The sequence below is a fragment of the Sphingomonas sp. UV9 genome, from assembly GCF_004101245.1.
Lineage (GTDB): Bacteria > Pseudomonadota > Alphaproteobacteria > Sphingomonadales > Sphingomonadaceae > Sphingomonas.
In genome coordinates, this window is sequence record NZ_SCIN01000002.1 from 830,505 (window position 1) to 856,220 (window position 25,716).

Annotated in this window: 25 protein-coding genes; 9 read left to right on the forward strand and 16 right to left on the reverse strand. The window is 66.9% G+C overall.

All coding sequences use genetic code 11. The features are described 5' to 3' along the window. Positions 1–254 precede the first annotated feature (254 nt). Both EQZ23_RS10220 and EQZ23_RS10225 read left to right on the forward strand, forming a co-directional pair. On the forward strand, positions 255–467 hold the full coding sequence (locus tag EQZ23_RS10220; RefSeq protein WP_031394996.1) for a cold-shock protein: 213 nt from the start codon (positions 255–257) through the stop codon (positions 465–467). A 104-nt stretch (positions 468–571) separates the two neighbouring features. Further along, complete coding sequence (locus tag EQZ23_RS10225) at positions 572–802, forward strand: hypothetical protein (protein WP_128454309.1); 231 nt, start codon at positions 572–574, stop codon at positions 800–802. A 629-nt stretch (positions 803–1,431) separates the two neighbouring features. On the opposite strand, the gene EQZ23_RS10230 is transcribed toward EQZ23_RS10225, so the two are convergent. The 14 genes from EQZ23_RS10230 to EQZ23_RS10295 form a co-directional block, all read right to left on the reverse strand. Then, a complete protein-coding gene (locus tag EQZ23_RS10230) occupies positions 1,432–2,418 on the reverse strand; it encodes a cell wall hydrolase (RefSeq protein ID WP_128454310.1) in 987 nt (328 codons plus the stop codon). A gap of 236 nt (positions 2,419–2,654) precedes the next feature. Beyond that, entirely contained in the window at positions 2,655–5,486 is a 2,832-nt protein-coding gene (locus tag EQZ23_RS10235) for a pitrilysin family protein (protein WP_128454311.1), read from the reverse strand. 8 nt (positions 5,487–5,494) lie between these two features. Beyond that, the gene (locus tag EQZ23_RS10240) at positions 5,495–5,692 is read right to left on the reverse strand and encodes a hypothetical protein (RefSeq protein WP_128454312.1); all 198 of its coding nucleotides are present in this window, start codon (positions 5,690–5,692) and stop codon (positions 5,495–5,497) included. Continuing rightward, positions 5,689–6,852 (reverse strand): tRNA guanosine(34) transglycosylase Tgt, encoded by a 1,164-nt coding sequence (gene tgt, locus EQZ23_RS10245; RefSeq protein ID WP_128454313.1) that lies wholly within the window; start codon positions 6,850–6,852, stop codon positions 5,689–5,691. Before tgt ends, EQZ23_RS10240 begins: the two co-directional genes overlap by 4 nt. A gap of 4 nt (positions 6,853–6,856) precedes the next feature. Beyond that, positions 6,857–7,312 carry an EF-hand domain-containing protein gene (locus EQZ23_RS10250; protein ID WP_240663478.1) on the reverse strand — a complete coding sequence of 152 codons (456 nt, stop codon included), beginning with the start codon at positions 7,310–7,312 and terminating at the stop codon, positions 6,857–6,859. Between the two features lie 8 nt (positions 7,313–7,320). After that, on the reverse strand, positions 7,321–8,346 hold the full coding sequence (queA, locus tag EQZ23_RS10255) for a tRNA preQ1(34) S-adenosylmethionine ribosyltransferase-isomerase QueA (protein ID WP_128454315.1): 1,026 nt from the start codon (positions 8,344–8,346) through the stop codon (positions 7,321–7,323). 7 nt (positions 8,347–8,353) lie between these two features. Beyond that, positions 8,354–9,076, reverse strand: a complete 723-nt coding sequence (locus tag EQZ23_RS10260) for a peptidylprolyl isomerase (RefSeq protein ID WP_128454316.1) — start codon at positions 9,074–9,076, stop codon at positions 8,354–8,356. 238 nt (positions 9,077–9,314) lie between these two features. Further along, the gene (coaD, locus tag EQZ23_RS10265) at positions 9,315–9,821 is read right to left on the reverse strand and encodes a pantetheine-phosphate adenylyltransferase (RefSeq protein ID WP_128454317.1); all 507 of its coding nucleotides are present in this window, start codon (positions 9,819–9,821) and stop codon (positions 9,315–9,317) included. 22 nt (positions 9,822–9,843) lie between these two features. After that, positions 9,844–10,749 carry a polyprenyl synthetase family protein gene (locus EQZ23_RS10270; protein ID WP_128454732.1) on the reverse strand — a complete coding sequence of 302 codons (906 nt, stop codon included), beginning with the start codon at positions 10,747–10,749 and terminating at the stop codon, positions 9,844–9,846. A 13-nt stretch (positions 10,750–10,762) separates the two neighbouring features. Continuing rightward, positions 10,763–11,002: an exodeoxyribonuclease VII small subunit gene (locus EQZ23_RS10275; protein WP_128454318.1), complete on the reverse strand. Its 240-nt coding sequence runs from the start codon at positions 11,000–11,002 to the stop codon at positions 10,763–10,765. Between the two features lie 134 nt (positions 11,003–11,136). Next, positions 11,137–11,337, reverse strand: coding sequence for a hypothetical protein (locus tag EQZ23_RS10280; RefSeq protein ID WP_128454319.1), 201 nt, complete (start codon positions 11,335–11,337; stop codon positions 11,137–11,139). An 84-nt stretch (positions 11,338–11,421) separates the two neighbouring features. Next, complete coding sequence (locus EQZ23_RS10285) at positions 11,422–13,101, reverse strand: diguanylate cyclase (protein ID WP_240663479.1); 1,680 nt, start codon at positions 13,099–13,101, stop codon at positions 11,422–11,424. Between the two features lie 151 nt (positions 13,102–13,252). Next, the gene (gene clpA / locus EQZ23_RS10290) at positions 13,253–15,568 is read right to left on the reverse strand and encodes an ATP-dependent Clp protease ATP-binding subunit ClpA (RefSeq protein WP_128454320.1); all 2,316 of its coding nucleotides are present in this window, start codon (positions 15,566–15,568) and stop codon (positions 13,253–13,255) included. 143 nt (positions 15,569–15,711) lie between these two features. Next, a complete protein-coding gene (locus tag EQZ23_RS10295) occupies positions 15,712–15,906 on the reverse strand; it encodes a DUF1192 domain-containing protein (protein ID WP_128454321.1) in 195 nt (64 codons plus the stop codon). Between the two features lie 124 nt (positions 15,907–16,030). On the opposite strand from EQZ23_RS10295, the gene EQZ23_RS10300 reads away from it, so the two are divergent. From EQZ23_RS10300 to EQZ23_RS10330, 7 genes are all read left to right on the forward strand, one after another. Next, the gene (locus tag EQZ23_RS10300; RefSeq protein WP_128454322.1) at positions 16,031–17,011 is read left to right on the forward strand and encodes an NAD(P)H-quinone oxidoreductase; all 981 of its coding nucleotides are present in this window, start codon (positions 16,031–16,033) and stop codon (positions 17,009–17,011) included. A gap of 372 nt (positions 17,012–17,383) precedes the next feature. Beyond that, positions 17,384–18,268, forward strand: coding sequence for a UDP-2,3-diacylglucosamine diphosphatase (locus EQZ23_RS10305; protein WP_128454323.1), 885 nt, complete (start codon positions 17,384–17,386; stop codon positions 18,266–18,268). Between the two features lie 47 nt (positions 18,269–18,315). After that, complete coding sequence (locus EQZ23_RS10310) at positions 18,316–19,338, forward strand: glycosyltransferase family 1 protein (RefSeq protein WP_128454324.1); 1,023 nt, start codon at positions 18,316–18,318, stop codon at positions 19,336–19,338. Between the two features lie 99 nt (positions 19,339–19,437). Continuing rightward, positions 19,438–20,115 (forward strand): DUF1013 domain-containing protein, encoded by a 678-nt coding sequence (locus EQZ23_RS10315; RefSeq protein ID WP_128454325.1) that lies wholly within the window; start codon positions 19,438–19,440, stop codon positions 20,113–20,115. Between the two features lie 261 nt (positions 20,116–20,376). Further along, entirely contained in the window at positions 20,377–21,438 is a 1,062-nt protein-coding gene (locus tag EQZ23_RS10320) for an MBL fold metallo-hydrolase (RefSeq protein ID WP_128454326.1), read from the forward strand. A 34-nt stretch (positions 21,439–21,472) separates the two neighbouring features. Continuing rightward, entirely contained in the window at positions 21,473–22,342 is an 870-nt protein-coding gene (locus EQZ23_RS10325) for a dienelactone hydrolase family protein (protein WP_128454327.1), read from the forward strand. 184 nt (positions 22,343–22,526) lie between these two features. Then, a complete protein-coding gene (locus EQZ23_RS10330) occupies positions 22,527–23,156 on the forward strand; it encodes a glutathione S-transferase family protein (RefSeq protein ID WP_128454328.1) in 630 nt (209 codons plus the stop codon). A gap of 187 nt (positions 23,157–23,343) precedes the next feature. On the opposite strand, the gene EQZ23_RS10335 is transcribed toward EQZ23_RS10330, so the two are convergent. Then, positions 23,344–23,868 carry a thioredoxin family protein gene (locus EQZ23_RS10335; RefSeq protein ID WP_128454329.1) on the reverse strand — a complete coding sequence of 175 codons (525 nt, stop codon included), beginning with the start codon at positions 23,866–23,868 and terminating at the stop codon, positions 23,344–23,346. After that, on the reverse strand, positions 23,865–25,544 hold the full coding sequence (locus tag EQZ23_RS10340; RefSeq protein ID WP_128454330.1) for a DEAD/DEAH box helicase: 1,680 nt from the start codon (positions 25,542–25,544) through the stop codon (positions 23,865–23,867). The genes EQZ23_RS10335 and EQZ23_RS10340 overlap by 4 nt, the downstream gene beginning before the upstream one ends. Positions 25,545–25,716 lie beyond the last annotated feature (172 nt).

Here is a 25,716-nt window from a genome sequence, read left to right on the forward strand (position 1 = left end):
CGGCGCCGGTCGTTTTGGATGATGGCCGGTTCAAGCGGTGCGCGCGAAAATACTATGCGCGTAAATCGACGCAGTTCTTCACCCATTTTACCGGCAAGATTTGCAATTCCGGCGGTCTTGGCCCATATAGGGCTCAGCTACAGTCGCATATCGACGGTTCTTGGCGCTTTGCGGCACCTTTCTCCTTCTTTCCCTGCTCCGCGGCACGGGTCGCCCGAACGTCGGGTTACTCTCTACTAAGAAGGAGCCAATTCATGGCTATCACCGGAACCGTAAAGTTTTTCAACGCCGACAAGGGCTATGGCTTCATCGCGCCGGATGGCGGCGGCAATGATGCCTTCGTGCACATCACCGCAGTCGAGCGCGCCGGCATGCCGACGCTGAACCAGAACCAGCGCGTCACCTACGAGCTCGAGCCCGACAAGCGCGGCAAGCAGTCGGCCGTGAACCTCCAGCCAGCCGATTGATCTCGTCGGCGGAGTAATTCGCCGACCTGAACTCGGTTGTGGTGCGGCGGTCTTCGGATCGCCGCACCAAATCTTTCCTAATTCTCTCGCAGGAGCGCACCAGCATGGCCGATAATCCAGAATTTTACCGGGCCCGCGCTGATGAAGAGCGTCGCAACGGCGATGCTGCGCAACTCGATAACGTCCGCGATCGCTGCCGCCGCGCCGAAAAGGCTTGGGACGACATGGCATCGCGCGCCGAACGCACCCAGATTCTCCGTGCCGCCCGCGAAGCCGCCCCCCCCGGTGGCGAACGCATGATGATCGGCACGCCGTCGATGGTGCCCGCCGAATAGGCGCGCGATCGATTGCAGACCGAAGTGTTGGAAGCCCGGGCGCAGCGATGCGCTCGGGTTTTTTGTTGTCTGCAATGGAGCGGGTCTCGGTCGGAGGTGAAGGGGTTCGCAGAGGCGCAGAGAGCGCGGGGCCTTCAGCCGAGACGGCGGTGACCGAACACCGGCGCTTCGACATTCTACAGCTTGCGCGAGTCCGGAGCTTCAGGGCCGTGATGCCACAATGAGCTTGAGCAACTTTACAATTCTCGGTCATCCCCGCGGAGGTGACGGCCCATATCTTCAGATGCGCTGGACCGTGCGCCGACGCTTGCCGACAGCGATCCTCGCCTGTGCGGGAATGACACTGAGATGCGCAGCGCTCTGCCGGTTCTGAACTGGACGTACTCTGTGCGTGGCTGACGGTCCTGCATAATGCCGAGCCACACGGCGTCGAACGATCGAATCCAAAGTCGATCTGCCCATGCAGGCCGGGCAGGGGCACCCGAGCGCACCACCTCTGCGTCCTCTGCGCCTCCGCGCGCACAAACTCTTCGCCCGGCCTGATCCGACCGGTCGTCGCGCCAGAGCAAGGTGCATTGTTGCCCATCGGAAGTGGCAGGGTGAGAAGGGTACTCGCCCGATACCAGCGCCTATTTCAACGGCTTCCCCGAATCCTTCCACCGGTCGAGTATCTGCGACTCCGGCGGCAGCATATCCGTCACCACCGGCGCGGCGGGCCTGGCATGCACTGGCTTGGCTTCTGCGAGAGCGACGGGCGCCAGCTCCACCGACGCGGCCGGCACCGGGACGGAAACCGCCGCAGCCCCCGCCGCCGCGATCATCTGCGGAGTCGGCGGCGCGGCTGGTGACAGCGTCATATGCGGCCCCGGCACCGGCTCGCCGCCCGCATAACGCTGGTTGAAGGCTGCGGACGTGCCCCAATAGCCCTTCCACCGATGGAAGAAATGCGCCCCGACGACATCGGTCATCACCAGTGCCCGGTTCCACGCCGGCGTCACCGCATAGGTGTGGTAATGCGTCGCCAGCCCGACCGGCGCATAGACATAGCCCGCCAGCGCCATCCCCGCCGCGCGCGCCGCGCGGACCCATGCCGCCCGCGCCGGCATACGGGCGAGCGCGCCGTCGCAGGCGAAGCTGAACTGGCAGCCGGCATGCTCGGAGCCTTGATACACCACGCCGCACACCGTCCCCGGAAACGCCGGATGGCGCGCGCGATTGAGGATGACCTGCGCCACCGCCTGCTGCCCGGAGTCGGATTCGGATGCGGCTTCGTAATAGATCGCGGCCGTCAGGCATTGCAGCGCGCGGTCACGGTCGAGTGCCGAGGCGCCCGCCATCGAAAACGGCCGCGCGGGCACGACGCCAGCATCCAGCACCGCGCCCGCGGGGATCGGCAGATCGGGCAGGTCGATCGTTCCCGTCACGCCGGCGGCGGGCGCAGCGGTTTCCTGATCGGTGGCGGGCATCGGGCTCGACACGCCGCGCGCATCGGCCGCGACCATCGCCTGGTCCCGCGCGGCATTGCGGGCGGAGATGACGCGGAGCGCGGCGTGCGCGGAGATGCCGGCGCCGATCACCAGCACCGTGGCCATCATCGCCAACCAGATGCGGCGCATAAGCCGAACCGTCTGCACCCGAACGCGCACGCCGTTACCTCATATCGTGGGGATGAGCGGAATGCTCACGCGCCGAACACCGCGTCGGGATAGCCGATTTCCGCGGTCCGATCGCGCCCGGATTTCGATCGTCCCACCACGGGACGATGCCGATTGCCGATTGCTCCCGTTCCTCCATCTGCCGCCGTTTGCGCACCTCGTTTTGTCGGGTCGCAGAACGGCTTAGCAGCAATGGCTTACCGTAAGGTTGCGGTATCCAGCTTGAGCGCAGACTCGGGGATCACCTCGACATTGGGATAGGCCTTGCGCAGCGGTTCGATGAACTGCTTGGCGTCGCCGACCACGACGATACTCGCCGCCTTCGGATCCAGCAGCGCGGCCGCCGCCGCCTGTACCGCGGTCGGATCGACCGCCCCGACCGCGCCGGTGTAGCGCTGCAACTCGGCCAGCGGCACGCCGTTCTGGACATATGCGCCGAGGATCCCGGCAACCCCGGACGTCGTCTCGATGTTGCGACCGAAATTACCGACCAGCACCGCCTTGCGCGTGTCGAGTTCGGCGGCGGGCACGGGCGCCGACCCCAGCCGCGCCATCTCGGCGGCGATCAGCGTCACGACCTCCGCCGCGGTGGGGTTCTTGGTCTGCGTCCGCGCGGCGACCGTCCCTTGCGTCTTGCCCGCATCCAGCCCGCTGCTCGCGCCGTAGGCAAGCCCGCGCTTGATCCGGATTTCCTGGTTCAGCCGCGACGAGAAGCCCCCGCCGAGCACGGTGTTGCCGACCGCCAGCGGATAATAGCGCGCATCGTTCCGCGCGATCGCCGGCCGCGCGACGACCACCCCCGCCTGACCCGCCTCGGGCATGTCGACGACGATCACGCGAGGCTTGGGATACACCACCCGAGGCGCGTTCGCCGCCACCGTACCGGCCGATTTCCAGCCCCCGAACTGTGCCTCCGCCAGCGCCTTCGCCCGCGCGGCGGTAACGTCGCCGACCATGATCAGCGTTGCCTGGCCCGGCTGGAAACTCCGGGCATAGGCCGCGGCGATGTCCGGCCGCGTGATCGCCTTCAACGAGAGTGGCGTTCCCCCGAACGGTGCCCCGTAAGGCGATGCGCCGAGCACCGCACGATCCGCGACCAGCCCGGCGACCTGCGCGGGGTTCTTCAGCGCCAGCGTGACGGCATCGACCTGCTGCGTCCGCGCGCGCTCGATCTCTTCGGGCGCAAAGGCGGGATTGACCGCCACGTCCGCCAGGATCGCCATTGCGGGGGCAAGCTGGTCCGACTTCACCGTCACGTCCACCGACGCCCCGTCGCTGCCCGCCGCGCTGCCGATCGAGCCGCCAAGACCCTCGATCGCCCGCGCGATCTGCGTTGCCGAGCGTGTCTTCGTGCCCTTGGTGAGCAACTCCGCCGATAGACTGCTGACACCAGCCCGGTTTGCCGGATCGGTCGCCGCACCGCCGGCGGTCACCAGATAGGCGGTGACGATCGGCAGGTCGTGCCGCTCCACCGTGACCAGCCGCATGCCGTTGGCCAGGCGAACCTCCACCGGCTGCGGGATCGTCGGCGATACCGGCGCGCTCGGCGCCGGGGGCTGGACGCGCTGGCCGTCCGGCGCAGGCGTCACGATCTCGACATCCGCAGGCGTCTTCAGATCGGCAACCTGGACGGTCGGCGCCACCGCGATCGTATCGGCAACGCCGGTCGCGGGCTTGTCGGCGATAGGCATATACCGGATCGTCGCCGACTGGTTCTCGCCGAGATATTTCCGCGCGACCCGCTGGATATCCGCCGCCGTCACGCGAGAGATCGCCGCGAGCTGCTTGTCCGCCGCCTGCGGATCGCCGTCGATCAGCACCGCGGCGGCCAGCGTGCTTGCCTTGCCCTCGGCGGTCTCGCGCGACCGGATCGACTGGGTGAGGATCTCGTTCTTCGCCTCGGCCAGTTCGGCCGCGCTCACGGTTGCATCGCTGAACCGCGCGATCTCGCGCTTCAGCGCCGCCTCGCCCGCCTCGACGGTCTTGCCGCCCGCCATGATCGCATAGACCACCAGATTGCCGGTCGACTGCTTGGTGTCGAGGAACGCCTCCGCCGACTGCGCGAGCTGATCACGGTACACCACGGTCTCGTACAGCCGCGAGCTCTCGCCCGTCGCCAGCACCGCGTTCAACACGGTCAACGCCGCGCTATCCGCATCGCGGTCCGCGGGGACATGATAGCTGACCAGCACGGCCGGCAATGGCGTGTTCGGCTCGTACACGGTGCGCGTCACCGCCTTGGTCCGCGCCGGCTCGGCCACCGTCACGCGCGGGATCGCCGCCGACGGCTTTTTGATTCCAGCGAAATACTGGTCGACCCAGCCGTTCAACTGCGCCGGATCGAAATTGCCCGACACCACCAGGATGGCATTGTCCGGCCGATAATAGGTCGCGTGGAATGCGCGGACGTCATCGATTCCGGCCGCCTCGAGATTCTCCAGGCTGCCGATCGTCCCGCGCGCATACGGGTGCGCGGTATAAGCGAGCGCCGGATAATAGAGCGAGAACAGCTTGCCGTAGGGCCGCGCGAGCGTGCTCTGGCGCAGTTCCTCCTTCACCACGTCGCGCTCCGACCCGAAGCTCTTGGGCTCGACGACGAGGCTCGCCATCCGGTCGGCCTCCGCGAACAGCAGCCGCTGGAGGTGGTTGGCGGGGATCACCTCGTAATAATTGGTGTAGTCGTCGTTGGTCGACGCGTTGTTATACCCGCCGACGTCCTCGGTCAGCCGGTCCATCTGCTCCGACACCAGGTTGCGCGTCGACTTGAACATGAGATGTTCGAACATGTGCGCGAACCCGGACTTGCCCTTGGGGTCGTCCTTCGAGCCGACATCGTACCAGACCTGCACCGACACGTTCGGCGTGCCGGTATCGCGGATCGCATAGACGCGCAGGCCGTTCGGCAACGTGCGCTCGGTATAGGCGATCGGCTTGACCGATACCTGCGTGGAAGCAGGCGCCGTCTGCGCCACCACCGCTACGGGAAGACATGCCGCGGTCAGCAGCAGGGCGGAGCGGAGGAGGCGCATACGGGTCCTTACTTGTTGCGGTTCGCGAACAGCACCGCGCCCGCGATTGCCGCCGAGCCGATACCGACGCCCAGGCCGATCTTCGCGAGCGGCCAGCTCTTGGCCTTCTCGGCGGCGTTGTGCGCGGCGACTTCGGCCTGCAGCTTGGCCTCCTTGGCGGCGGCGAGGATCTCGTTCGGCGTGTCGCTATCGATCTTGATGGTCACTTGGGCTCTCCTTCACTCTTCCGGGCATACACCGCGCGGAAATCATTCGCGAACTGCGTCAGCGTGCCCGCGGCGATCGCCGCCCTCAGGTCCGCCATCAGCGTTTCGTAGAACCAGATGTTATGCTCCGTCATCAGCATCGCGCCAAGCATTTCGCCCGACCGTACCAGATGATGCAGATACGCGCGGCTCCAGGTCGCGCAGACCGGGCAGGGGCAGGCCGGATCGAGCGGCCCGGTGTCCTCGGCGAACTTGGCGTTACGGATGTTGATCGGCCCGGTCCGCGTGAACGCCTGGCCGGTGCGACCCGAGCGGGTCGGCATGACGCAATCGAACATGTCGATCCCGCGCTCGACCGCGCCGACGATGTCGTCGGGCTTGCCGACCCCCATCAGATAGCGCGGCTTGTCGACCGGCAACTGCCCCGGCGCGAAGTCGAGGCAGCCGAACATCGCCGCCTGACCCTCGCCGACCGCCAGCCCGCCGACCGCATAGCCGTCGAAGCCGATATCGATCAGCGCATCCGCCGAAGACCTGCGAAACTCCTCGTTCAGCGCGCCCTGCTGAATCCCGAAGATCGCGTTGTTCTCGGCATGAGTCTCACCGGAATCGAACGCCGCGCGCGACCGCTTCGCCCAGCGCATCGACCGCTCCATTGCCGCCGCCTGCACCTCGCGCGTCGAGGTCGTCGGCACCAGTTCGTCGAACGCCATGACGATGTTCGAGCCGAGCAGTCGCTGGATCTCGATCGACCGCTCCGGGCTCAGCAGATGCCGCGTCCCGTCGAGATGCGACTTGAACGACACGCCCTCCTCGGAGCGCTTGGTCAGGTCGGCGAGGCTCATCACCTGATAGCCGCCCGAATCGGTCAGGATCGGCTTCGACCACCCCGAAAACGCATGCAGCCCACCGAGCCGCGCAACCCGCTCCGCACCCGGCCGCAGCATCAGGTGATAGGTGTTGCCAAGGATGATATCCGCGCCCGCACCGACGACGTCGGCGGGCTTCATCCCCTTGACGGTGGCCGCGGTGCCGACCGGCATGAACGCGGGCGTGCGGATATCGCCGCGCTGCATCGCGATGACGCCCGTGCGCGCCTTGCCGTCGGTGGCGGAAATGGTGAAGTCGAAGCGGGGCCGGTTGGCCGGTATGCCGGTCATGGTATCAACGTTTCTTGCGGATGCCGTAGCGATCGCCGACTGGCGCGCCGCGGATGGTGATGAGTTCGGCGCGGGTCAGCACGCCGTCCTTGTCGCGGTCGAACCGCGCGAAGAACTGTGCGAACCGCGTCTGGAGTTCGGGCAGCGTGATCCGGTTGTCGCCGTCGCGATCGACCTCGAACGGGCTCGGCAACGCGTTGCGGTCGCCCAGCCACGCCTGCGCCCAGTCGGCAAACGCGATATACCCGATCGACCCGCTCGCGGCGCCCTCGGCGGTCGCATAGCTCCGCGCAACGCACGCGGTCAGCTCGGCCTGCGTCACCCGGCCATCGCCGTTCGCGTCGCACGCGGCGATGAACAGCGCGGCGGGCTCGGCGAAGATCGTCGCAGGCGGCTGCGGCGTGCCGGCGGGCGGCGGCGCGGCGACGATGGCCTGGAGCAATGCGAGAGCGAGCAGCATGCCGCCCGTCATGGCAGCAGAAGCGAGGCGTCGCCATAGCTGTAGAAGCGATACTTTTCAGCGATCGCATGGGCGTACGCCGCCTGCATCCGCTCGCGCCCCATCAGCGCCGACACCAGCATGAACAGCGTCGAGCGCGGCAGATGGAAATTGGTCATCAGCCCGTCGATCCCCCGAAACCGGTATCCCGGCGTGATGAAGATCGCGGTGTCGCCGTCGAACGGTCGGATCACGTCGTCCTCGCCGGTCGCGCTCTCGATCAGCCGCAGCGACGTCGTGCCCACCGCGATCACCCGGCCACCGGCGGCGCGCACCGCGTTCAGCCGGTCGGCGGTCGCGGCATCGATCCGGCCCCATTCGGCGTGCATCTTGTGCTCGGTCGTATCGGTCGCCTTGACCGGCAGGAACGTCCCCGCGCCGACATGCAGCGTCAGCGTCGCATGGCCGATCCCCGCCGCCTCGAGCGCCGCCATCAACCCCGGCGTGAAATGCAGCGCCGCCGTGGGTGCCGCGACCGCACCCGGCTCGGACGCGAACATCGTCTGGTAATCGTCCGCATCGCGCTCGTCGGTCGGGCGCTTGCCGGCGATATACGGGGGCAGGGGCATGTGGCCCGCGCGTTCGAGCAACAGTTCGACAGGCTCCTCGCCCGCGAAGACCAGCGCGTAACTGCCGTCATCCTCGCGGTCGACCGCCGCCGCGCTGACGCCATTACCGAACTCGATCACGTCGCCGTCGCGCAGCCGCCGCGCGTTGCGGATGAACGCACGCCACCGCCGTGGTCCCTCGCGCTTGTGCAGCGTCGCGCCGATCTTCGCATCCCCGCGTCGGCCATCAAGCTGCGCCGGAATCACCCGCGTATCGTTGAAGACAAGCATGTCGCCGCGCCGCAGCAGTGACGGCAGGTCCGACACGCCCGCATCCACGGTGCGATCGCCTTCGAGCACCAGCATACGCGCAGCATCGCGCGGCGCCGCAGGGCGGAGCGCGATGTTGTCGGTCGGCAGGTCGAAGTCGAAAAGGTCGACGTTCAACGCGCGATCACTTCTTTACAGGAGCCTTCTTGACCGGCGCCTTGCGGGCCGGCGCGAGCTTGGGCGTGGCCGCGTCCGGACCAGAAGCCGTGCCCGGCAACGTCACCGGCGCACCCAGCGCCGGGGCTGGGGGACCCGCGACATAGGCCGGAGGATTGTCGGCGGCGATATAGGCATGGACGATCCGCGACGGGTTCGCCGGCGGCTCGCCGCGCTCGATCGCGTCGACATACTGCATCCCGTCGATCACGCGCCCGAACACGGTGTATTTCTTGTCGAGGCTCAGGCGCGGCTGGAAGACGATGAAGAACTGGCTGTTGGCGCTGTCCTCCTTGTCCGAGCGTGCCGCCGATACCGCGCCGCGGACGTGCGGCAGATAATTGAACTCGGCCTTCAGGTCGGGGAGCGTCGAGCCGCCGGTGCCGTCGCCCTTGGGATCGCCGCCCTGCGCCATGAAGCCGTCGATCACGCGGTGGAACGCGAGGCCGTCATAGAAATGCTGGCGGGTGAGCGTCTTGATCCGCTCGACCATCAGCGGCGCGACGTCGGGCCGCAGCCAGATCGTCACGCGCCCACCGGTCGACAGGTCGAGCAACAGCAGATTCTGCGTATCGGTCGTGAGCGGCGGCGTGAGGCGCGCGGGCGCTGCCACGACATCCTTCTTCTGCGCCGCGGCCGGCACCGTGACCAGGCACCCGAGCAACGCGAACATTCCGACGAAAAAGCGCATCAAATTCCTACTCGCAAGACGCCCGGCGCAACCAGGCTGCCGCCACTTAGAGCAAATCCCTGCTTGCGCCAATCTGAACGTGATGCGCGGCGTTGAAGCGAACGGGGGCGATCTCCAGCTTAGTCCGTCACCCCGGACTTGTTCCGGGGGCCACCGTTCCGCGTGCTCAATTCTCGATCCTGCGGAGCCGTGGATGCCGGACCACGCCCGGCATGACGGGAGCCGCTGGAGTCAGCCCTCAGCTCCCCTTGCGGCCGATCTTCTCGACCCGCGCAACCACCTCGTCACGCACCGATTCCGGCACGAACTTGGCGATGTTCCCGCCGTACAGCGCGATCTCCTTCACCAGCCGGCTCGCGATCGGCTGCAACGCGACGTCGGCCATCAGGAACACCGTTTCGACGCGCGGATTGATCTGCTGGTTCATCCCCGCCATCTGATATTCATACTCGAAATCGGCGACGGCGCGCAGACCGCGGACGATCACCTTCGCGCCCTGCCGCTCGGCAAAGTCCATCAGCAGCGAATCGAACTCGACGACCTCGATGTCGCCGCCGATCCCGGCGACCTCGCGGCGGACCGTCGCCATCCGCTCCTCGATCGTGAACATCGGCGACTTCGACGGGTTGGTCGTCACCCCGATCACCAGCCGGTCGACCAGCTTCGCGCCGCGCCGGATGATGTCCATATGGCCCAACGTGACCGGATCGAACGTGCCAGGATAGACGCCTATGCGTGGGGTCATGTCGATCTCTCCGGTTGTCGGTTCAGCGGTCGCGTTCGAGCACGTAGCGCGCGATATCCCGCAGCAGGTCGGCTTCCTTGCCATAGCTGTGGAGATGCGCGACCGCCTGGTCGACCAGCATCCGTGCCTGTTCGCGCGCGCGCTCGGGGCCCAGCAGCGACAGGAACGTCTCCTTGCCCGCGCCTTCGTCCTTGCGCAGTTTCTTGCCCGCGACCGCCTCGTCGCCCTCGGCGTCGAGCAGGTCGTCGGCGATCTGGAACGCGAGCCCCAGGTCATGCGCATAGCCGCGCAGCCCGACGCGGCCCTCCGGCGGCAACCGCCCGAGGATCGCACCAGCCTCGACCGAGGCCGAGATCAGCGCGCCGGTCTTCATCTGCTGGAGCCGGGTGACGGTGTTGAGGTCGAAGCGCGTGCTTTCGGCCTCGATATCCATCTTCTGGCCACCCGCCATGCCGTTCGGTCCGGCGGCGCGCGCGAGATCGAGCACGAGTTCGATGCGCACGAACGGATCGGGATGCGTCGCCGGATCGGCCAGGATCTCGAACGCCATGGCGTGCAGGCAATCGCCCGCAAGGATGGCCGTCGCCTCGTCGAACACCTTGTGCACGGTCGGCTTGCCGCGCCGCATGTCGTCATTGTCCATCGACGGCAGGTCGTCATGGATCAGCGAATAGACGTGGATCGCCTCCAGCGCGGTCGCCGCTCGCGCGGAGCATTCGCGCGCGACGTCGAACAGGTTGGCGGTCGCGAACACCAGCAACGGGCGCAGCCGCTTGCCGCCGCCGATCGCCGCATGCCGCATCGCGCGGTACAGGTCGCCGCGCGGATCGTCGGGGATCGTCAGCAACTGGTCGAACTGGCGGTCGATCTCGGCCGAGACCTCGGCGAGCGCATCGGCCAGCGCGGTGGAGGGCGGCGTGGCGGACATCCCGGTCACCGCGTCAGCCTGCCGCGAACGGGCGGACGCCCGCGGGTTTGCCCTCGCCGTCGAGCCGGATCGCCTCGATCCGCGCCTGCGCCGCATCGAGCCGGTCGGCGCAACGCTGGCGCAGCTTGTTGCCGCGCTCGTACAGCTCGATCGCCTGCTGGAGCGGCGTGTCGCCACTTTCCAGCTTCCCGACGATGAGCTCGAGTTCCTTCAGTGCATCCTCGAACGCGAGGTCTTCGATCGGCGTGTCCATGCCCGTCGCTATGGCGCAGGCACGCGACGGGGGTCAAGGACGGGGATCAGGGACGGGTGCCAGTGTTCAGCGCAACCGGGTGTTCAGCGCAACCGGGTGTTCAGCGCAACCGGGTGGTCAGCGCTACCGGGTGTTCAGCGCAGCCGGTTCACGGTCCAGGTGTAGAGCACTGAAACGCCGACCAGGCCGAAGTCGACCGCAGCCTGCATCCGGTGCGGCGACGGATCGCGCGAATCATGCGTGACCAGTTGCAAATCGACGGTCGGATGCCGCACGGCCACGACCGCCAGCGCAATCAACCCCGCGACCACCAGCGTTCCCTTACGATTCCGCATCCTGAGTCCTCCGGCCGTGCGCTATCTTCCGGCCAAGCGCGCGATCATGTCGCAAATCGCCGGCGCCGACAAGTCGAGCAGCGGTCAGGCGGCGATGCACAGCGGCGGCGCCGCGCGCGCGCGGTCGCGCCCCGCCGCCTTCGCCGCGAACAACGCGCGGTCGGCGCAATTGTAGAGGAGCTTCCAGTCCTTCTCGTACAGCATCGGCCCGGTGCATGCGCCGATGCTCGCGGTCACCACGATGTCGAACGGCATCCGCTGGCTGCGCAGGCGATCGAGCACCGCGTCCGGCGCGACCGCCCTCGTCGCATCGAGCAGGATCGCGAATTCCTCGCCGCCGATTCGGGCCACCAGCGCATCGGGCGGCACTGCGTTGCGCAGCGCCCGGGCGATCACGCGCAGCACCTCGTCGCCGCCGTCGTGGCCGATCGTCTCGTTGACCCGCTTGAAATGATCGACGTCCACGATCAGCAGCATCTGGTCGCCCGGACGGCCGATCGCGCGCGTCAGGAACGCACGACGGTTGAGCAGCCCGGTCAGCGGCTCGGTATCCGCCAGCAACCGCGCGGCGATCTCCTGTTCGCGGGCGGTATCGCGCTCGACGCTGAGCAGCCGGATCCGGTACGCGATCGCAAGGCTCGACAGCATCGATTCGAGCGCCATCGACAGGATCGTCGAATTGTCGAGCCAGAGGCTCCATTCGAGCAGCGCGAAGGCATTGGCGACGCGCAGGGCGGCCACCACGATCGGCACGCTCCACGCCAGCGCGAACAGCCACAGGAAATTGCTCCGCTCGCGCCATGCCCGGAAGAGGACGACGGGGACCAGCACCAGCAGCGCGAGATACGCGCTCGCCAGCAGCGTATCGAGCAGCTGGAAATGCCATGGTGCAAGCGCGGCCCAGAGCAGCCCGGTGAACAGCAACGCCGCCATCACGATCGTGCTCGCCGGGCGCAGCCACCCGGTGAACACCCCGCGCTCGAAGAACGTGCGCGCGAACAGCAGTGCGGCGGCGGCGGATCCGGCGAGGAACAATGCGTTCAGCCGCTGGCGGTCGTTGTTGTCCAAGGTCGGAAGCATCTGCCCCAGCGCCCCCGACGAGGTCAGCGCATAGGCGAGCAGGCACAGGACGAGCAGGCAATAGGCGGGCTGGAACGCCTGGCGCAGCGCCCCCCACAAAGCGAGATTGTAGACGATCAGCGCCACCGCCATCCCCGCGAACCCGCCGTATAGCGCCGCGAGCAATATCTCGTTGGCGTCGCGCTGGTCGTGACTGGCGATCGTCGGGCCGAGGATCAGCCCGCGCAGGTTCGCCGCACCCTCGACATGCCAGAGCAGCCGGACCGCCGCCGCATCATGCCGCGGCAGCGGCTGGACGATCACCGCGCCCAGCCCCAGCAACCGCCCCGCGGTGCGCGACGTGTACCCGGTCTGGCGGATCGAACCATCGGCATATTGCACGAACAACGTGACCCGGTTCACCCAGGTGCTGCCGATCCTCACGGTATCATCGGCCCCGTCGATCGCCGGCAGGCGCTGCGACAGGATCCAGAAGTCGCCGCCGCCGAAGCGCGTCTGCGAGGTGGTGCAGTCGAAACCGGTCGGCTCGGCGAACAGCGCGACCGCCGTCTGCCCGGGCAGGGCAGGGCGGACGCAGACGGCTAAAGGCGTACCGGTAACCGCGATGGCGGGCGTGGCGAGGGTAAGACCGAGCGCCAGCGCGACCGCACCGATCATCCATCGCAACCATACCAAGCGTTCCATGCCCCGATGCTAGCAACGCTTCCACAATTATAGGTAAACGCAACCACATTCAGCCGCCCCACTGATCCTCCCCCAAACCAATCGCCCAAAAAAAAGCCCGCCGCCGGATCGCTCCGACAGCAGGCCCTTCACGATACACCGTACCCCGAAATTACTTCGCGTCGACGGTCTCCACCTTACCCTTCTTCTTCGGCTTCTTCGGCGCGGCGGCTTCTATCGCGAACGACAGCGCGCCGTCCTTCATCTTCACCGTCACCTCGCCGCCGTGCACCAGCTTGCCGAACAGCAGTTCCTCGGCGAGCGGCTGCTTGATCTTCTCCTGGATCAGGCGACCCATCGGCCGCGCACCGTACAGCTTGTCGTAGCCCTTGGTGGTGAGCCACGCCTTCGACTCCTCGTCGAGCATGATGTGCACGCCGCGGTCCGCCAGCTGGAGCTCGAGCTGGAGGATGAACTTGTCCACCACCCGCGCCACGACCTCGGTCGGCAGATAGCCGAACGGCACCACCGCATCGAGACGGTTGCGGAATTCCGGCGTGAACATCTTCGTCACGGCCACCTCATCCTCGCCCTCACGCGTCAGGTTGCCGAAGCCAACCGTCTCGCGCGCCATGTCTCTGGCGCCCGCATTGGTCGTCATGATCAGGATGACGTTGCGGAAATCGACCGACTTGCCGTGCTGGTCGGTCAGCCGCCCGTTATCCATCACCTGCAACAGGATGTTGAACAGGTCCGGATGCGCCTTCTCGATCTCGTCGAGCAGAAGCACGCAGTGCGGGTTCTGGTCGATCGCGTCGGTCAGCAGACCGCCCTGGTCGAACCCGACATAGCCCGGCGGCGCACCGATCAGCCGGCTGACCGAATGCCGCTCCATATATTCGGACATGTCGAACCGCTGGAGCGGAATCCCGAGAATCGTCGACAGCTGCTTGGCGACTTCGGTCTTGCCGACACCCGTAGGCCCGGTGAACAGATAGTTGCCGATCGGCTTCTCCGGCTCGCGCAGGCCGGCGCGGGCGAGCTTGATCGCCGACGCCAGCTTCTCGATCGCCGCATTCTGGCCGAACACCACGCGCTTGAGATCGGTCTCGAGCGTGGCGAGCGCCAGCTTGTCGTCGGTCGACACCGACTTTGGCGGGATCCGCGCCATCGTCGCGATGACCATCTCGATCTCCTTGGGGGTGATCGTCTTCTTGCGCTTGTTCGGCGCCACCAGCATCTGCATCGCGCCGACCTCGTCGATCACGTCGATCGCCTTGTCGGGCAGCTTGCGGTCGTTGATGTACCGCGCCGACAGCTCGACCGCCGATTTGATCGCATCGGGCGTGTACTTGACGTTGTGATGCTCTTCGAACGCCGAGCGGAGGCCGGCGAGGATCTTGATCGTATCCTCGATCGTCGGCTCGTTGACGTCGATCTTCTGGAAGCGCCGCAGCAACGCGCGGTCCTTCTCGAAGTGGTTGCGGAACTCCTTGTAGGTCGTCGAGCCGATGCAGCGGATCGATCCCCCGCTCAGCGCCGGCTTGAGCAGGTTCGACGCGTCCATTGCCCCGCCGCTGGTCGCGCCCGCGCCGATCACCGTGTGGATCTCGTCGATGAACAGCACCGCGTCGGGCAGCTTCTCGAGTTCGTTGACGACCGCCTTCAAGCGCTCTTCGAAGTCGCCGCGATACCGCGTACCCGCCAGCAACGCGCCCATGTCGAGCGAGTAGATGATCGCCGGCAACAGCACGTCGGGCACGTCGCCCTCGACGATCTTGCGCGCCAGGCCTTCCGCGATCGCGGTCTTGCCGACGCCGGGATCACCGACATAGAGCGGGTTGTTCTTCGACCGGCGGCACAGGATCTGGATCGTGCGATCCACCTCCGGGCCGCGTCCGATCAGCGGATCGACCTTGCCGGCCTTCGCCTTCTCGTTGAGGTCGACGGTGAATTGCTTGAGTGCGCTTTCCGTCTTCTTCTCCTGTCCCTTGGTCGGCTTCTCGTCGTCGGCACCCTTGGGAGTCGAGGCTTCGGTCGCCTGCTGGCCACCCTTGCCGACGCCGTGGCTGATGAAGCTGACCGCATCGAGGCGGCTCATGTCCTGCTGCTGCAGGAAATAGACGGCATAGCTCTCGCGCTCGCTGAACAAGGCGACGAGCACGTTGGCGCCCGTCACTTCGTCACGGCCCGAGGACTGGACGTGGAGGATCGCGCGCTGGACGACGCGCTGGAACCCGCTGGTGGGGGAGGGGTCGGTCGCCGCATCGACCTTCAGCGCATCGAGTTCGCTGTCGAGGTAATGCGAGACGGTGTTCTTCAGTTCGCCGATATCGACGTTGCACGCGGTCATGACCTTCGACGCATGTTCGTCGTCGATCAGCGCGAGCAGCAGATGCTCCAGCGTCGCATATTCGTGGCGCCGGGACGACGCCGCCTCGAGCGCCTTGTGCAGCGTGGTCTCGAGGGCGGGTGCAAATGATGGCATTTACAATACTCCTGTCGGGCCGCGAGAACGCAAGCCCTTTGACGCTATGTCGGAACTGATATCGGCCGCATCAAGCACTTGAACCCCGCCCCGTCCGTTCCTGCACCGTCTAAATGCATCACGTGTGGAAATGGGGAGGGCGTTCACCGCCTGAACAGGTCGTCGGCGCTGGCGCGATGACTGACGGCGCGGTCCTTCTTGACCTGGCAGCGCGCGATCTCACCCTGCAGCACGGTGATGCGTGCATCGAGTTCGCCGACCGACAACGGATCGAGGTCCTGCCGCACCAGTGCGTCAAGCAGATCGTCGGGACGGGAGGGGGCGTCTTCCAGGTCCATTGCGGCTCTAACGTTGACCCGCACCCGAGTGATGTCAATAAGGCGCAGAATTCAACAGGGACGTGACGAGCAGATGACCGCGATACCCGAAAGCCCATCCAGTAACTTAAGTGTACCTGACGTCATGAAGGCGATCGATCCGGAACAGCCCGGCGGTCCCGACGTGCTGGTGCTCGTCGATCGCCCCGTGCCGCAGCCGGGGCCGGGCGAGGTGCTTGTCAGGGTGGCTGCGGCCGGGGTCAATCGTCCTGAGGTCATGCAGCGCCAGGGCAAGTATCCGCCCCCGCCGGGTGCACCCTCGATCCTTGGCATGGAGATCTCCGGCACGATCGTCGCGGTCGGAGACGACGTCGGCGACGAACAGATCGGCCAGTCGGTCTGCGCGCTGATCTCGGGCGGGGCCTATGCGCAATACGCCGTCGCCCCGTTCGGGCAGTGCCTGCCCGTGCCCGAGGCGCTGACGATGGTCGAGGCCGCGGCGATGCCCGAGACGCTCTTCACCGTCTGGACCAACCTGTTCGAGCGCGCCTACGCCACCGAGGGCGACACCGTCCTCGTCCACGGCGGCACCAGCGGCATCGGCACGATGGCGATCGGGCTTTGCAACCTGTTCGGCATCGACATCATCGTCACCGCCGGCTCCAAGGCCAAGTGCGAAGCCGCGCTCAGCCTCGGCGCGACCCACGCGATCGACTACAAGACCGAGGACTTCGTCGAGCGCGTGAAGCAGATCACCGACGGCAAGGGCGTTGCTGCGGTGCTCGACATGGTCGGCGGCGACTATGTGCCCCGCAACCTGCAATGCCTGGCGGAAGACGGCCGCCACGTGTCGATCGCTGTCCAGGGCGGCATGATGGCGACGGTCCCCCTGTTCGAGATCATGCGCCGCCGCCTGACGCTGACCGGCTCGACGCTTCGCCCCCGCGACACCGCGTTCAAGTCGCTGGTCGCCGACGAACTCGCCCGCACCGTCTGGCCGCACGTCGAGGCCGGCAAGCTGAAACCGGTCATCGACCGCGTCTTCGCCTTTGCAGATGCCCCGGCCGCACATACCCGCATGGAAGCCGGCGACCACGTCGGCAAGATCGTCCTCACGATGGAGTGAAGGGGCGCGATGGCGGCGAAATGCCGAAGCTCTATCCTCGTTTTCGCGGCTAACGTTGACCCAAGCGGACTAGCACCCCGGCGCAGGCCGGGGCCCAATTGGGAACGGTGAGTAACGATCCGTCGTCCTCCGTTACTGCAACCTCTCCAATCGGGCCCCGGCCTTCGCCGGGGTGGGATGGTGGGAAGGAAAGCTCAAAGCTAACCAAACCCTGTTCTCCCGCGAAGGCGGGAGCCCAGGCTGGATCCCCGCCTTCGCGGGGCAACACGCCATACTCGCCCCTGACTTCGAACAGTCACCGGACTGCGACTACCGTGTCACAATACTCGGCTAATACTCGCGACAAGGGATACCTTGCCGGGGGACAGGCTCATGAACGCCATTACGACGTTTCCGCCATCGAGCGTCTTGGGCGCCGACATCACCGACATCAGCGACTTCATTAACTCCCGACCCGCCGCACCCGAACCGATCGTCGAGCGGCGCCAATATCGCACGATCTGGATTTCCGACGTCCATCTCGGCACGCGCGGCTGCAACGCGGGCATGCTCAACGACTTTCTCGATCACGTCGACAGCGAGACGATGTACCTCGTCGGCGACATGATCGACGGCTGGCGGCTGAAGAAGAAGTTCTACTGGCCCGCCGCGCACAACGACGTGCTCTGGCGCCTTCTCAAGCGCGCCAAGCGCGGCACCCGCGTCGTCTACATCCCCGGCAATCACGACGAAGTGTTCCGCCAATATTCGGGCCTAGACTTCGGCGGCATCTCGATCCGCCGCAAAGCGATCCACGAGACCGCGGACGGTCGCCGCCTGCTCGTCCTCCACGGCGACGAGTTCGACGCGATCACGCTCGCGCACCGCTGGGTCGCGCATATCGGCGACGCCGCCTACACGATGCTGATGGGGCTCAATCGCTGGGTCAACGGCGCGCGTCGCCGCCTGGGCATGCCCTATTGGTCGCTGTCGAAGCACGCCAAGGCCAAGGTCAAGAACGCGGTCGCCTTCATCTCGCACTTCGAGGAAGTCGTCGCGCATGCCGCCGGCGTTCGCGGCGTGGAGGGCGTCGTCTGCGGCCACATCCACACCGCCGAAATGCGCGAGATCGCCGGCATCGCTTACTACAATGACGGTGACTGGGTCGAAGGCTGCACCGCGCTGGTCGAGCATTTCGACGGCCGCATGGAGCTGCTCCACTGGGCCGACGAAATCGCCGCCCGCGAACGCGACAAGGTCGTGACGCTAGCCGCCTGATCCAAACCCTCTCCCCGCCGGGGAGGGGGCAAAACGGAGAGAGACCGATGCGTATCGCGATCGTCACCGACGCCTGGAGCCCGCAAGTCAACGGCGTCGTCCGCACGCTGCAAGCCGTCCAGCGCGAACTCGAATCGATCGGCCACCAGGTCATGGTCGTCTCGCCCGAGCGCTTCGCCTCGATGCCGTGCCCGACCTACCCCGAGATCCGCCTCGCCTTCGCCCGCTCCGGCGCGGTCGGCCGCATGCTCGCCGCGTTCGGGCCGGACGCGATCCACCTCGCCACCGAGGGCCCGGTCTGCCTCGCCGCCCGATCCTGGTGCCTCGCCCGCGCGCTGCCGTTCACCAGCGCCTACCACACGCAATTCCCCGATTACGTCGCCGCCCGCACCGGCGCGAACCCAGACTGGATCTGGCGCTACATCCGCTGGTTCCACCGTCCCGCGCAGTCGATCCTCGTCTCCACCCCCTCGGTCGCCGCCACGCTCGCCGCCCAGGGTCTGCACCAGGTCCGCGAATGGGGCAGGGGTGTCGACTTCGCGCAATTCGGCCTCGACGGCGCGCGCGATCCGGACATGGCGGCGCTCCCCGGCCCGATCCAGCTCTATGTCGGCCGTGTTGCGGTCGAGAAGAATATCGAGGCGTTCCTCGCCTCCGCGCACCCCGGCACCAAGGTCGTGGTCGGCGACGGCCCCGCGCGCGCCTCGCTCGCGCGCCGGTTTCCGGACGCGGTGTTCCTCGGCCAGCGCTCCGGCCTAGACCTCGCCGCTGCCTACCGCACCGCCGACGTCCTCGTCTTCCCCAGTCGCACGGACACGTTCGGCCTGGTCATGATCGAAGCCCTCGCCTGTGGCACGCCCGTCGCGGCCTACCCCGTGACCGGCCCGATCGACGTGCTCGACACCCGCGTCGGCGCGATGCACGACGACCTCGACACCGCGATCGCCGCCGCGCTCACCCGCGACCGCGTCACCTGCGCCGCCTATGCCGCGCGCTACAGCTGGCCGGCCAGCGCCCGCCAGTTCCTCCACGCGCTCGTCCCCCTCGAAGGAAAGCTCATGGCTGCTTGAGCTTGCGTGCTTGCCTGTTAGCCCGGCGCGCACTAAGTCTCTCTCATGTCAGGCCGCTCCGAAAGGGGCGGCCCTTTCTATTTTTACGGAGTTCTCGCCGTGGCCCAGCCGCTCATGCCCCACGCGACCGCCGCCTGGATGGTCGATAATACCGCGCTCAGTTTCGAGCAGATCGCGGACTTCTGCGGCCTGCACATCCTCGAGATTCAGGCGATCGCCGACGATACCACCTCGACCAAGCTCACCGGCCGCGATCCGGTGCGCGCGCATGAGGTGACGCAGGAAGAGATCGACAAGGGCGCCGCCGATCCCGATTACCAGCTCAAGATGATCAAGGGCCCCGAGCAGGTCCGTCGCACCAAGGGGCCCCGGTATACGCCGGTCTCGAAGCGCCAGGACAAGCCCGACGGCATTTCGTGGATCATCCGCAACCATCCGGAGATCACCGACGGCGCGATCTCGCTGCTGATCGGCACGACCCGCACGACGATCGCCGCGATCCGCGACCGCAGCCACTGGAATATCGCCAACATCACGCCGAAGGATCCGGTCACGCTCGGCCTGACCTCGCAGCGTGAACTCGATGCGGCGGTGGCGAAGGCAGCCAAGGCAGCCGGGATGGAAGCCCCGACCGACACCCGCCTCGAAGGCGACCGCGAAGTGCTGCTCCAGCAGCTCCGCGCCGAGCGTACCCAGGCGGCGGCGGACGCGCAGTTCGTCGCCGAGGGCGGCGTGCTCCCGGTCAAGCCGCTGTTCGACGATCCGTTCAAGCGCTGACGTCACTGATCCCCGCCAAGTGGGGAAGGCGAAAACTGGAGGGGCGGCACCGAAAGGCGTCGCCCCTCTGTGTTTGGGAACTCAGCGCCTTTCAATCCGACCACACCGGCGAAGGCCGGGGCCCAATTGGGGAAGGCCGCAAACGACGGGCGACGCTTCGTCACGACAACCTTTCCAATTGGGCCCCGGCCTCCGCCGGGGTGGGGACCGCTTTCACGCTGCCCGCTGGCCTGCGACACATTCAGTTGCTAACCAAAACGCATGGCAACGCTCCTCGAGACGATCGCACCGACCGGCCACAAGGGCCTGACCTACCCCTTCGGCGGCACCGAGCCCGCCCAGGGCGACGTCCTCCAGGTCGCCCCCGGCATAGACTGGGTCCGCCTCAAAATCCCCGGCCCCCTGAAACACGTGAACTGCTGGCTGCTCGCCGACACCGACGGCGACGCGCTGATCGACACCGGCATGAACACGACGGAAGCACGCGACGCCTGGAAGGCGGTCTTCAACGGCCCGAAGTCCGACACCCGCATTACGAAGATGATCGGCACCCACTTCCACCCCGATCACATCGGCCTCGCCGGCTGGATGTGCGACCACCACGCCGCGCCCCTATTGATGACGCGCGGCGAATGGCTGACCGCGCGCATGCTCGCCGCCGACGCCCGCGACTCGGTCCCGACCGAAGTGCTGGCCTTCTGGCGCGGCGCAGGCTGGGACGACGACCAGATAGCCCACGCGACCGCCAAGGGCTGGGCCGGGTTCCGCCGCATCATCACCCCGCTCCCGCTCAGCTACACCCGTCTCCAGGACGGCGACACGCTCACGATCGGCGCGCGCGACTGGCGCATCGTCACCGGCTCCGGCCACAGCCCCGAACACGCCTGCCTGCTCGACGAAGCCGGTGGTATCCTCATCGCCGGCGATCAGGTTCTGCCGCGGATCAGCCCCAACGTCTCGCTCGGCGTCACCGAACCGGGCGCCGATCCCTTGGGCGAATGGTTCGCCTCGATCGCCAAGCTGAAGACGCTCCCCGCCGATCTGCTCGTCCTCCCCGGCCACGGCGACCCGTTCACCGGCCTCCACGCGCGGCTGGACGCGATGGACCGCGAACACCGCGAACGGCTCGACGAACTCGAAGTCTTCCTCGCGGAACCTCGCCGCTCAATCGACTGTTTCGGCCGGCTGTTCCGACGCGCGATCGGTCCCGACATGCTCGGCATGGCGACCGGCGAAGCGCTCGCGCATCTTCGCCGCCTCGAGGTCGAAGGCCGCGCTCTACGCGAAACCGTCGATGGCGTGTGGTGGTGGCGCGCGACCTGAGCTAGCATGCGGCCAAATACAAGAGGATAGGCCCATGTGCGACGAGCATACCGCAGACGATAACGAAGCGTATCTGACGGGCGTTTCGCGCCGCCAGTTCGGCGCGATGACCGGTGCGATGGGGCTGACGATGCTGCTGCCCGCACCCGCCAACGCCGCCGTCATCAAGGGCCGCGATGTGTCGATCACCACACCCGACGGCAAGGCCGACGCGTATTTCGTTGCGCCCGCGACCGGCAAGCACCCCGGCGTGCTGATCTGGCCCGACATCATGGGCCTGCGTCCCGCCTTTCGCCAGATGGCCGACCGGCTCGCGCAGTCGGGCTATGCCGTGCTGGTCGTCAACCAGTTCTACCGTTCGACCAAGGCGCCGTTCCTCAAGCCCGGCGAGTCCTATGACCAGCCCGAAGTGAAAAGCCGCATTGCGCCGTTCCGCGCGGCGCTGACCGCCGAGGGCACGGTCCGTGACGCCAAGGCCTTCGCCACGTTCATCGACGCGCAGCCGCAGACCGATCGCAAGCGCGGCATGGCCAGCACCGGCTATTGCATGGGCGGCCCGATGGTCCTGCGCACCGCCGCGGCCGTGCCGAGCCGCATCCGCGCCGGCGCGACCTTCCACGGCGGCGGCTTCGTCACCGACAAGCCCGACAGCCCGCACCTGCTGATCCCGCAGACCAAGGCGCAGTACCTCATCGCGATCGCCGCCAACGACGACGCGCGCGCGCCGACCGAGAAGGACACGCTGCGCACGGCCTTCGCCGCGGCCAAGCTGCCCGCCGAGGTCGAGGTCTACGCCGGCACCATGCACGGCTGGTGCCCGCCCGACAGCAAGGTCTACAATCCCGTTCAGGCGGACAAGGCCTGGGCCCGCATGCTCGCGCTATTCGACAAGGCGCTGGTGTAACGGGGGGAGGGTGAGGAGCCCGTAACCGAACCCAGCACCCCACCGCCTTGTTCTCCCGCGAAGGCGGGAGCCCAGCCTGGGCTCCCGCCTTCGCGGGAGAACAAGCCTGCTTCGCCAGCCGTCCACTTGACCGCGACCCTGCTCCATGAGACCTTCGTTCACGATCCGTTCTCAGGAGGCCCGCATGACGCTAACGCTCTACACCAACCCGATGTCCCGCGGCCGGATCGCCCGATGGATCCTCGAAGAGGTCGGCGCCGAGTACGACACCGTCGTCCTCGACTACGCCTCGACGATGAAGGCCGAGCCGTTCCTGTCGATCAACCCGATGGGCAAGGTCCCGACGATCGTCCACAACGGCCAAACCGTCACCGAATGCGCCGCGATCTGCGCGTATCTGGCCGAAGCGTTCCCCGACGCCGATCTCGCACCGCACCCCGACGAACGCGCCGCCTATTACCGCTGGCTGTTCTACGCTGCCGGCCCGCTCGAAGCCGCGATCACCAATCGCTCGCTCGGCATCGTGCCCACTGACAGCCAGCAGCGAATGGTCGGTTATGGCAGCTACGACACCGCCGTTGACGTGCTGCAGCGCGCGGTAGCTGCGCATGACCACATCGCCGGAAACCGCTTCACCGCCGCCGACGTCTATGTTGGATCGCAGGTCATCTGGGGGCTGCAATTCGGCTCGCTCCCCGACTGCCCGGCCTTTGCAGACTATGCCGATCGATTGAAAACACGCTCGGCCTATGTGCGAGCCGGCGCGCTGGACGATGCGCTGATCCCGGTAGATGTCGGTACCGAAGCGCCCTAACCGTTTTCCCGCGTCCGCGGGAGAACGGATAAGCTAAGCCTGTAGCCCTGCGTTCCCCGGCGAAGGCCTGGGCCCAGTTGGGTAGACCTGGCGGGATTCAGCTACAGTTCGCCCAACTGGACCCCGGCCTCCGCCGGGAACGGCAGTCACAGGGATAGCGATCACCGGTATCCTCAATCAGAAACGATCAGGCCGCCCACTTCGCCAGCCAGTTCGCCAGCGCCTGAGGCCCCATCGACCGCGCATCCGCCAGCTCGGTCTCATGCCCGGCATTCAACAGCTTGTTGGTCCGCGGGTCGACCACCAGCACCGCGGGCACGCCCTTCAGCCGCCCCTTGATCCCGTAGCCCGCCGCGATCTGCCCGTTCTTGTCGAACCGACCGATATCGACCGTGACGACGACGAACTTGCTCTCCACGAACCGCTTCATCTCGGGCAGGTCGATCGTGCCGGCGAGCAGGCGACAGTCGAGGCACCAGTTGCCGCCAAGATCGATCAGCAACCGCTTGCGCGTCTTCAACGCCCGCGCGCGCGCCGCGGCGACCTGCGCATTGGCGTTCGCCGCCTCGTCATACGGCAGCGGCAAAGGCTGCGGCAGCTTGTCGAAGCTGGCGGTGGCGATCCGGGGTGCGACGACTTTCGCGCGCGGTGCAGCCGGCGCCGCGACGGCGGTTGCGAGGAGGGCGAGGGCCGCCATGCGGACTATCGTCATCGGTCATGCCCTCCGATTACAGCGTTGAGGAAGCTCGGGAATGGGCCGTTCCACCCATCCGCCGGCGCCTCGTCGACCGGCTGGCGTCGAACCGGCGCTTCCGCACGAGCGGGCGCGCGATCCGGCTGAGGCTTGGCCTGTACGGGCGGCGGGGTCTGCGCGACGCGCGCCGGCTCCGAACGAACGGTCTCCGCGCGGACCGGCTCGACACGGACCGGCTCCTGGTATGCAGGCTCGACCGCAATCGGCGCGTCGACGCGTAGCTTTGCCGCAGGCACCACCGCAGGCACCGGCTCGTCGATCGGCGTACGCTCCCAGCGCGGACGCTTCGCCGCCGCAACCGGTTCGGCCGCAGCGAGCACTTCGGCGACGATCGCCGGCGCGACCGTATCCGCCCGCGGCACCCGCCGCGTGCGTGGCCGATCCGATTCCTCGGCAACCGCTTCCGCAGCCGGCACCGGCGTAAACGTCTCGGACCGAGCCCCACGACGCGGTCGCCGACCGCGCGGCGCCGCGCCCTCGTCTTCAGCCACGGCTGCCACCGGCGCCGTCTTCGGCTCGGCCGCCTTCAACCGCTCGATCGTCTGACCCGTCAGCTTCTCGATATTGACGATATTCTCGGAATCGTCCGGAGCCACGAAGGTATACGCCGTCCCCGTAGCCCCCGCGCGACCCGTCCGGCCGATCCGGTGGACGTAATCGTCGGGATGCCAGGGCGCGTCGTAGTTGAACACCGTCGACACGCCCTTGATGTCGAGCCCGCGCGCTGCGACGTCCGACGCGACCAGGATCGTCACCGCGCCCGACTTGAACAGTTCCAGCTCGGCGAGACGTTGCGGCTGTTCCATGTCGCCGTGGATCTCGCCCGACTTGTAGCCCGCCTGCTTCAGCACCTTGTTGAGGTCGCGCACCGTCGTCTTGCGGTTGCAGAAGATGATCGCGTTGGTCACCTCCTCCTGCGCGAGGATGCGGCGCAGCGTGTCGCGCTTGGCGGTCTGGCTCGGCACAGGCACAAGATACTGCTTGATGTTAAGGTTGGTCGACGCCGGGCGCGACACCTCGATCATCTTGGGATTGGTGAGGAACTTGTCCGCCAGCTTCTTGATCGGCGGCGGCATCGTCGCCGAGAACAGCAAGGTCTGGCGCTGTTTCGGCAGCTTGGTGCAGATTTCCTCGATGTCGGGGATGAAGCCCATGTCGAGCATCCGGTCTGCCTCGTCGATCACCAGCAGCGAGCAGCCGTTGAGCATGATCTTGCCGCGCCCGAACAGGTCCATCAGTCGGCCCGGCGTCGCGATCAGCACGTCGACGCCCTTTTCCAGCGCGGCGAGCTGGTCGCCCATCGACACGCCGCCGATCAGCAACGCCATCGAGAGGTGCGAATTGACGCCGTATTTCTCGAAATTCTCCGCCACCTGCGCGGCGAGTTCGCGCGTCGGCTCGAGGATCAGGCTGCGCGGCATCCGCGCACGACTGCGGCCATGCGCGAGGATGTCGATCATCGGCAGCACGAACGACGCGGTCTTGCCGGTGCCCGTCTGGGCGATACCGATGATGTCGCGCATCATCAGCACCGACGGGATCGCGCCGGCCTGGATCGGGGTCGGCTCGGTATAGCCGGAGTCGGTGACTGCCTTGAGCAGTTCGTCGGAGAGGCCGAGGTCGGCAAAACTCATGCAAATGTCCGGTAAATGGAGGGTGAAATGCACTGCCCTCAAGCGTTCCGGCGCTCGCCGATTTAGCGTCAAATGTCAAGGAAACGCGGTGAATCGAGTGCGGGAAGGGCGAACGGAACCGCGGGAGGGCAGGGCGACCACCAAAATACCCCGACCCGACCAAAAAATCCCA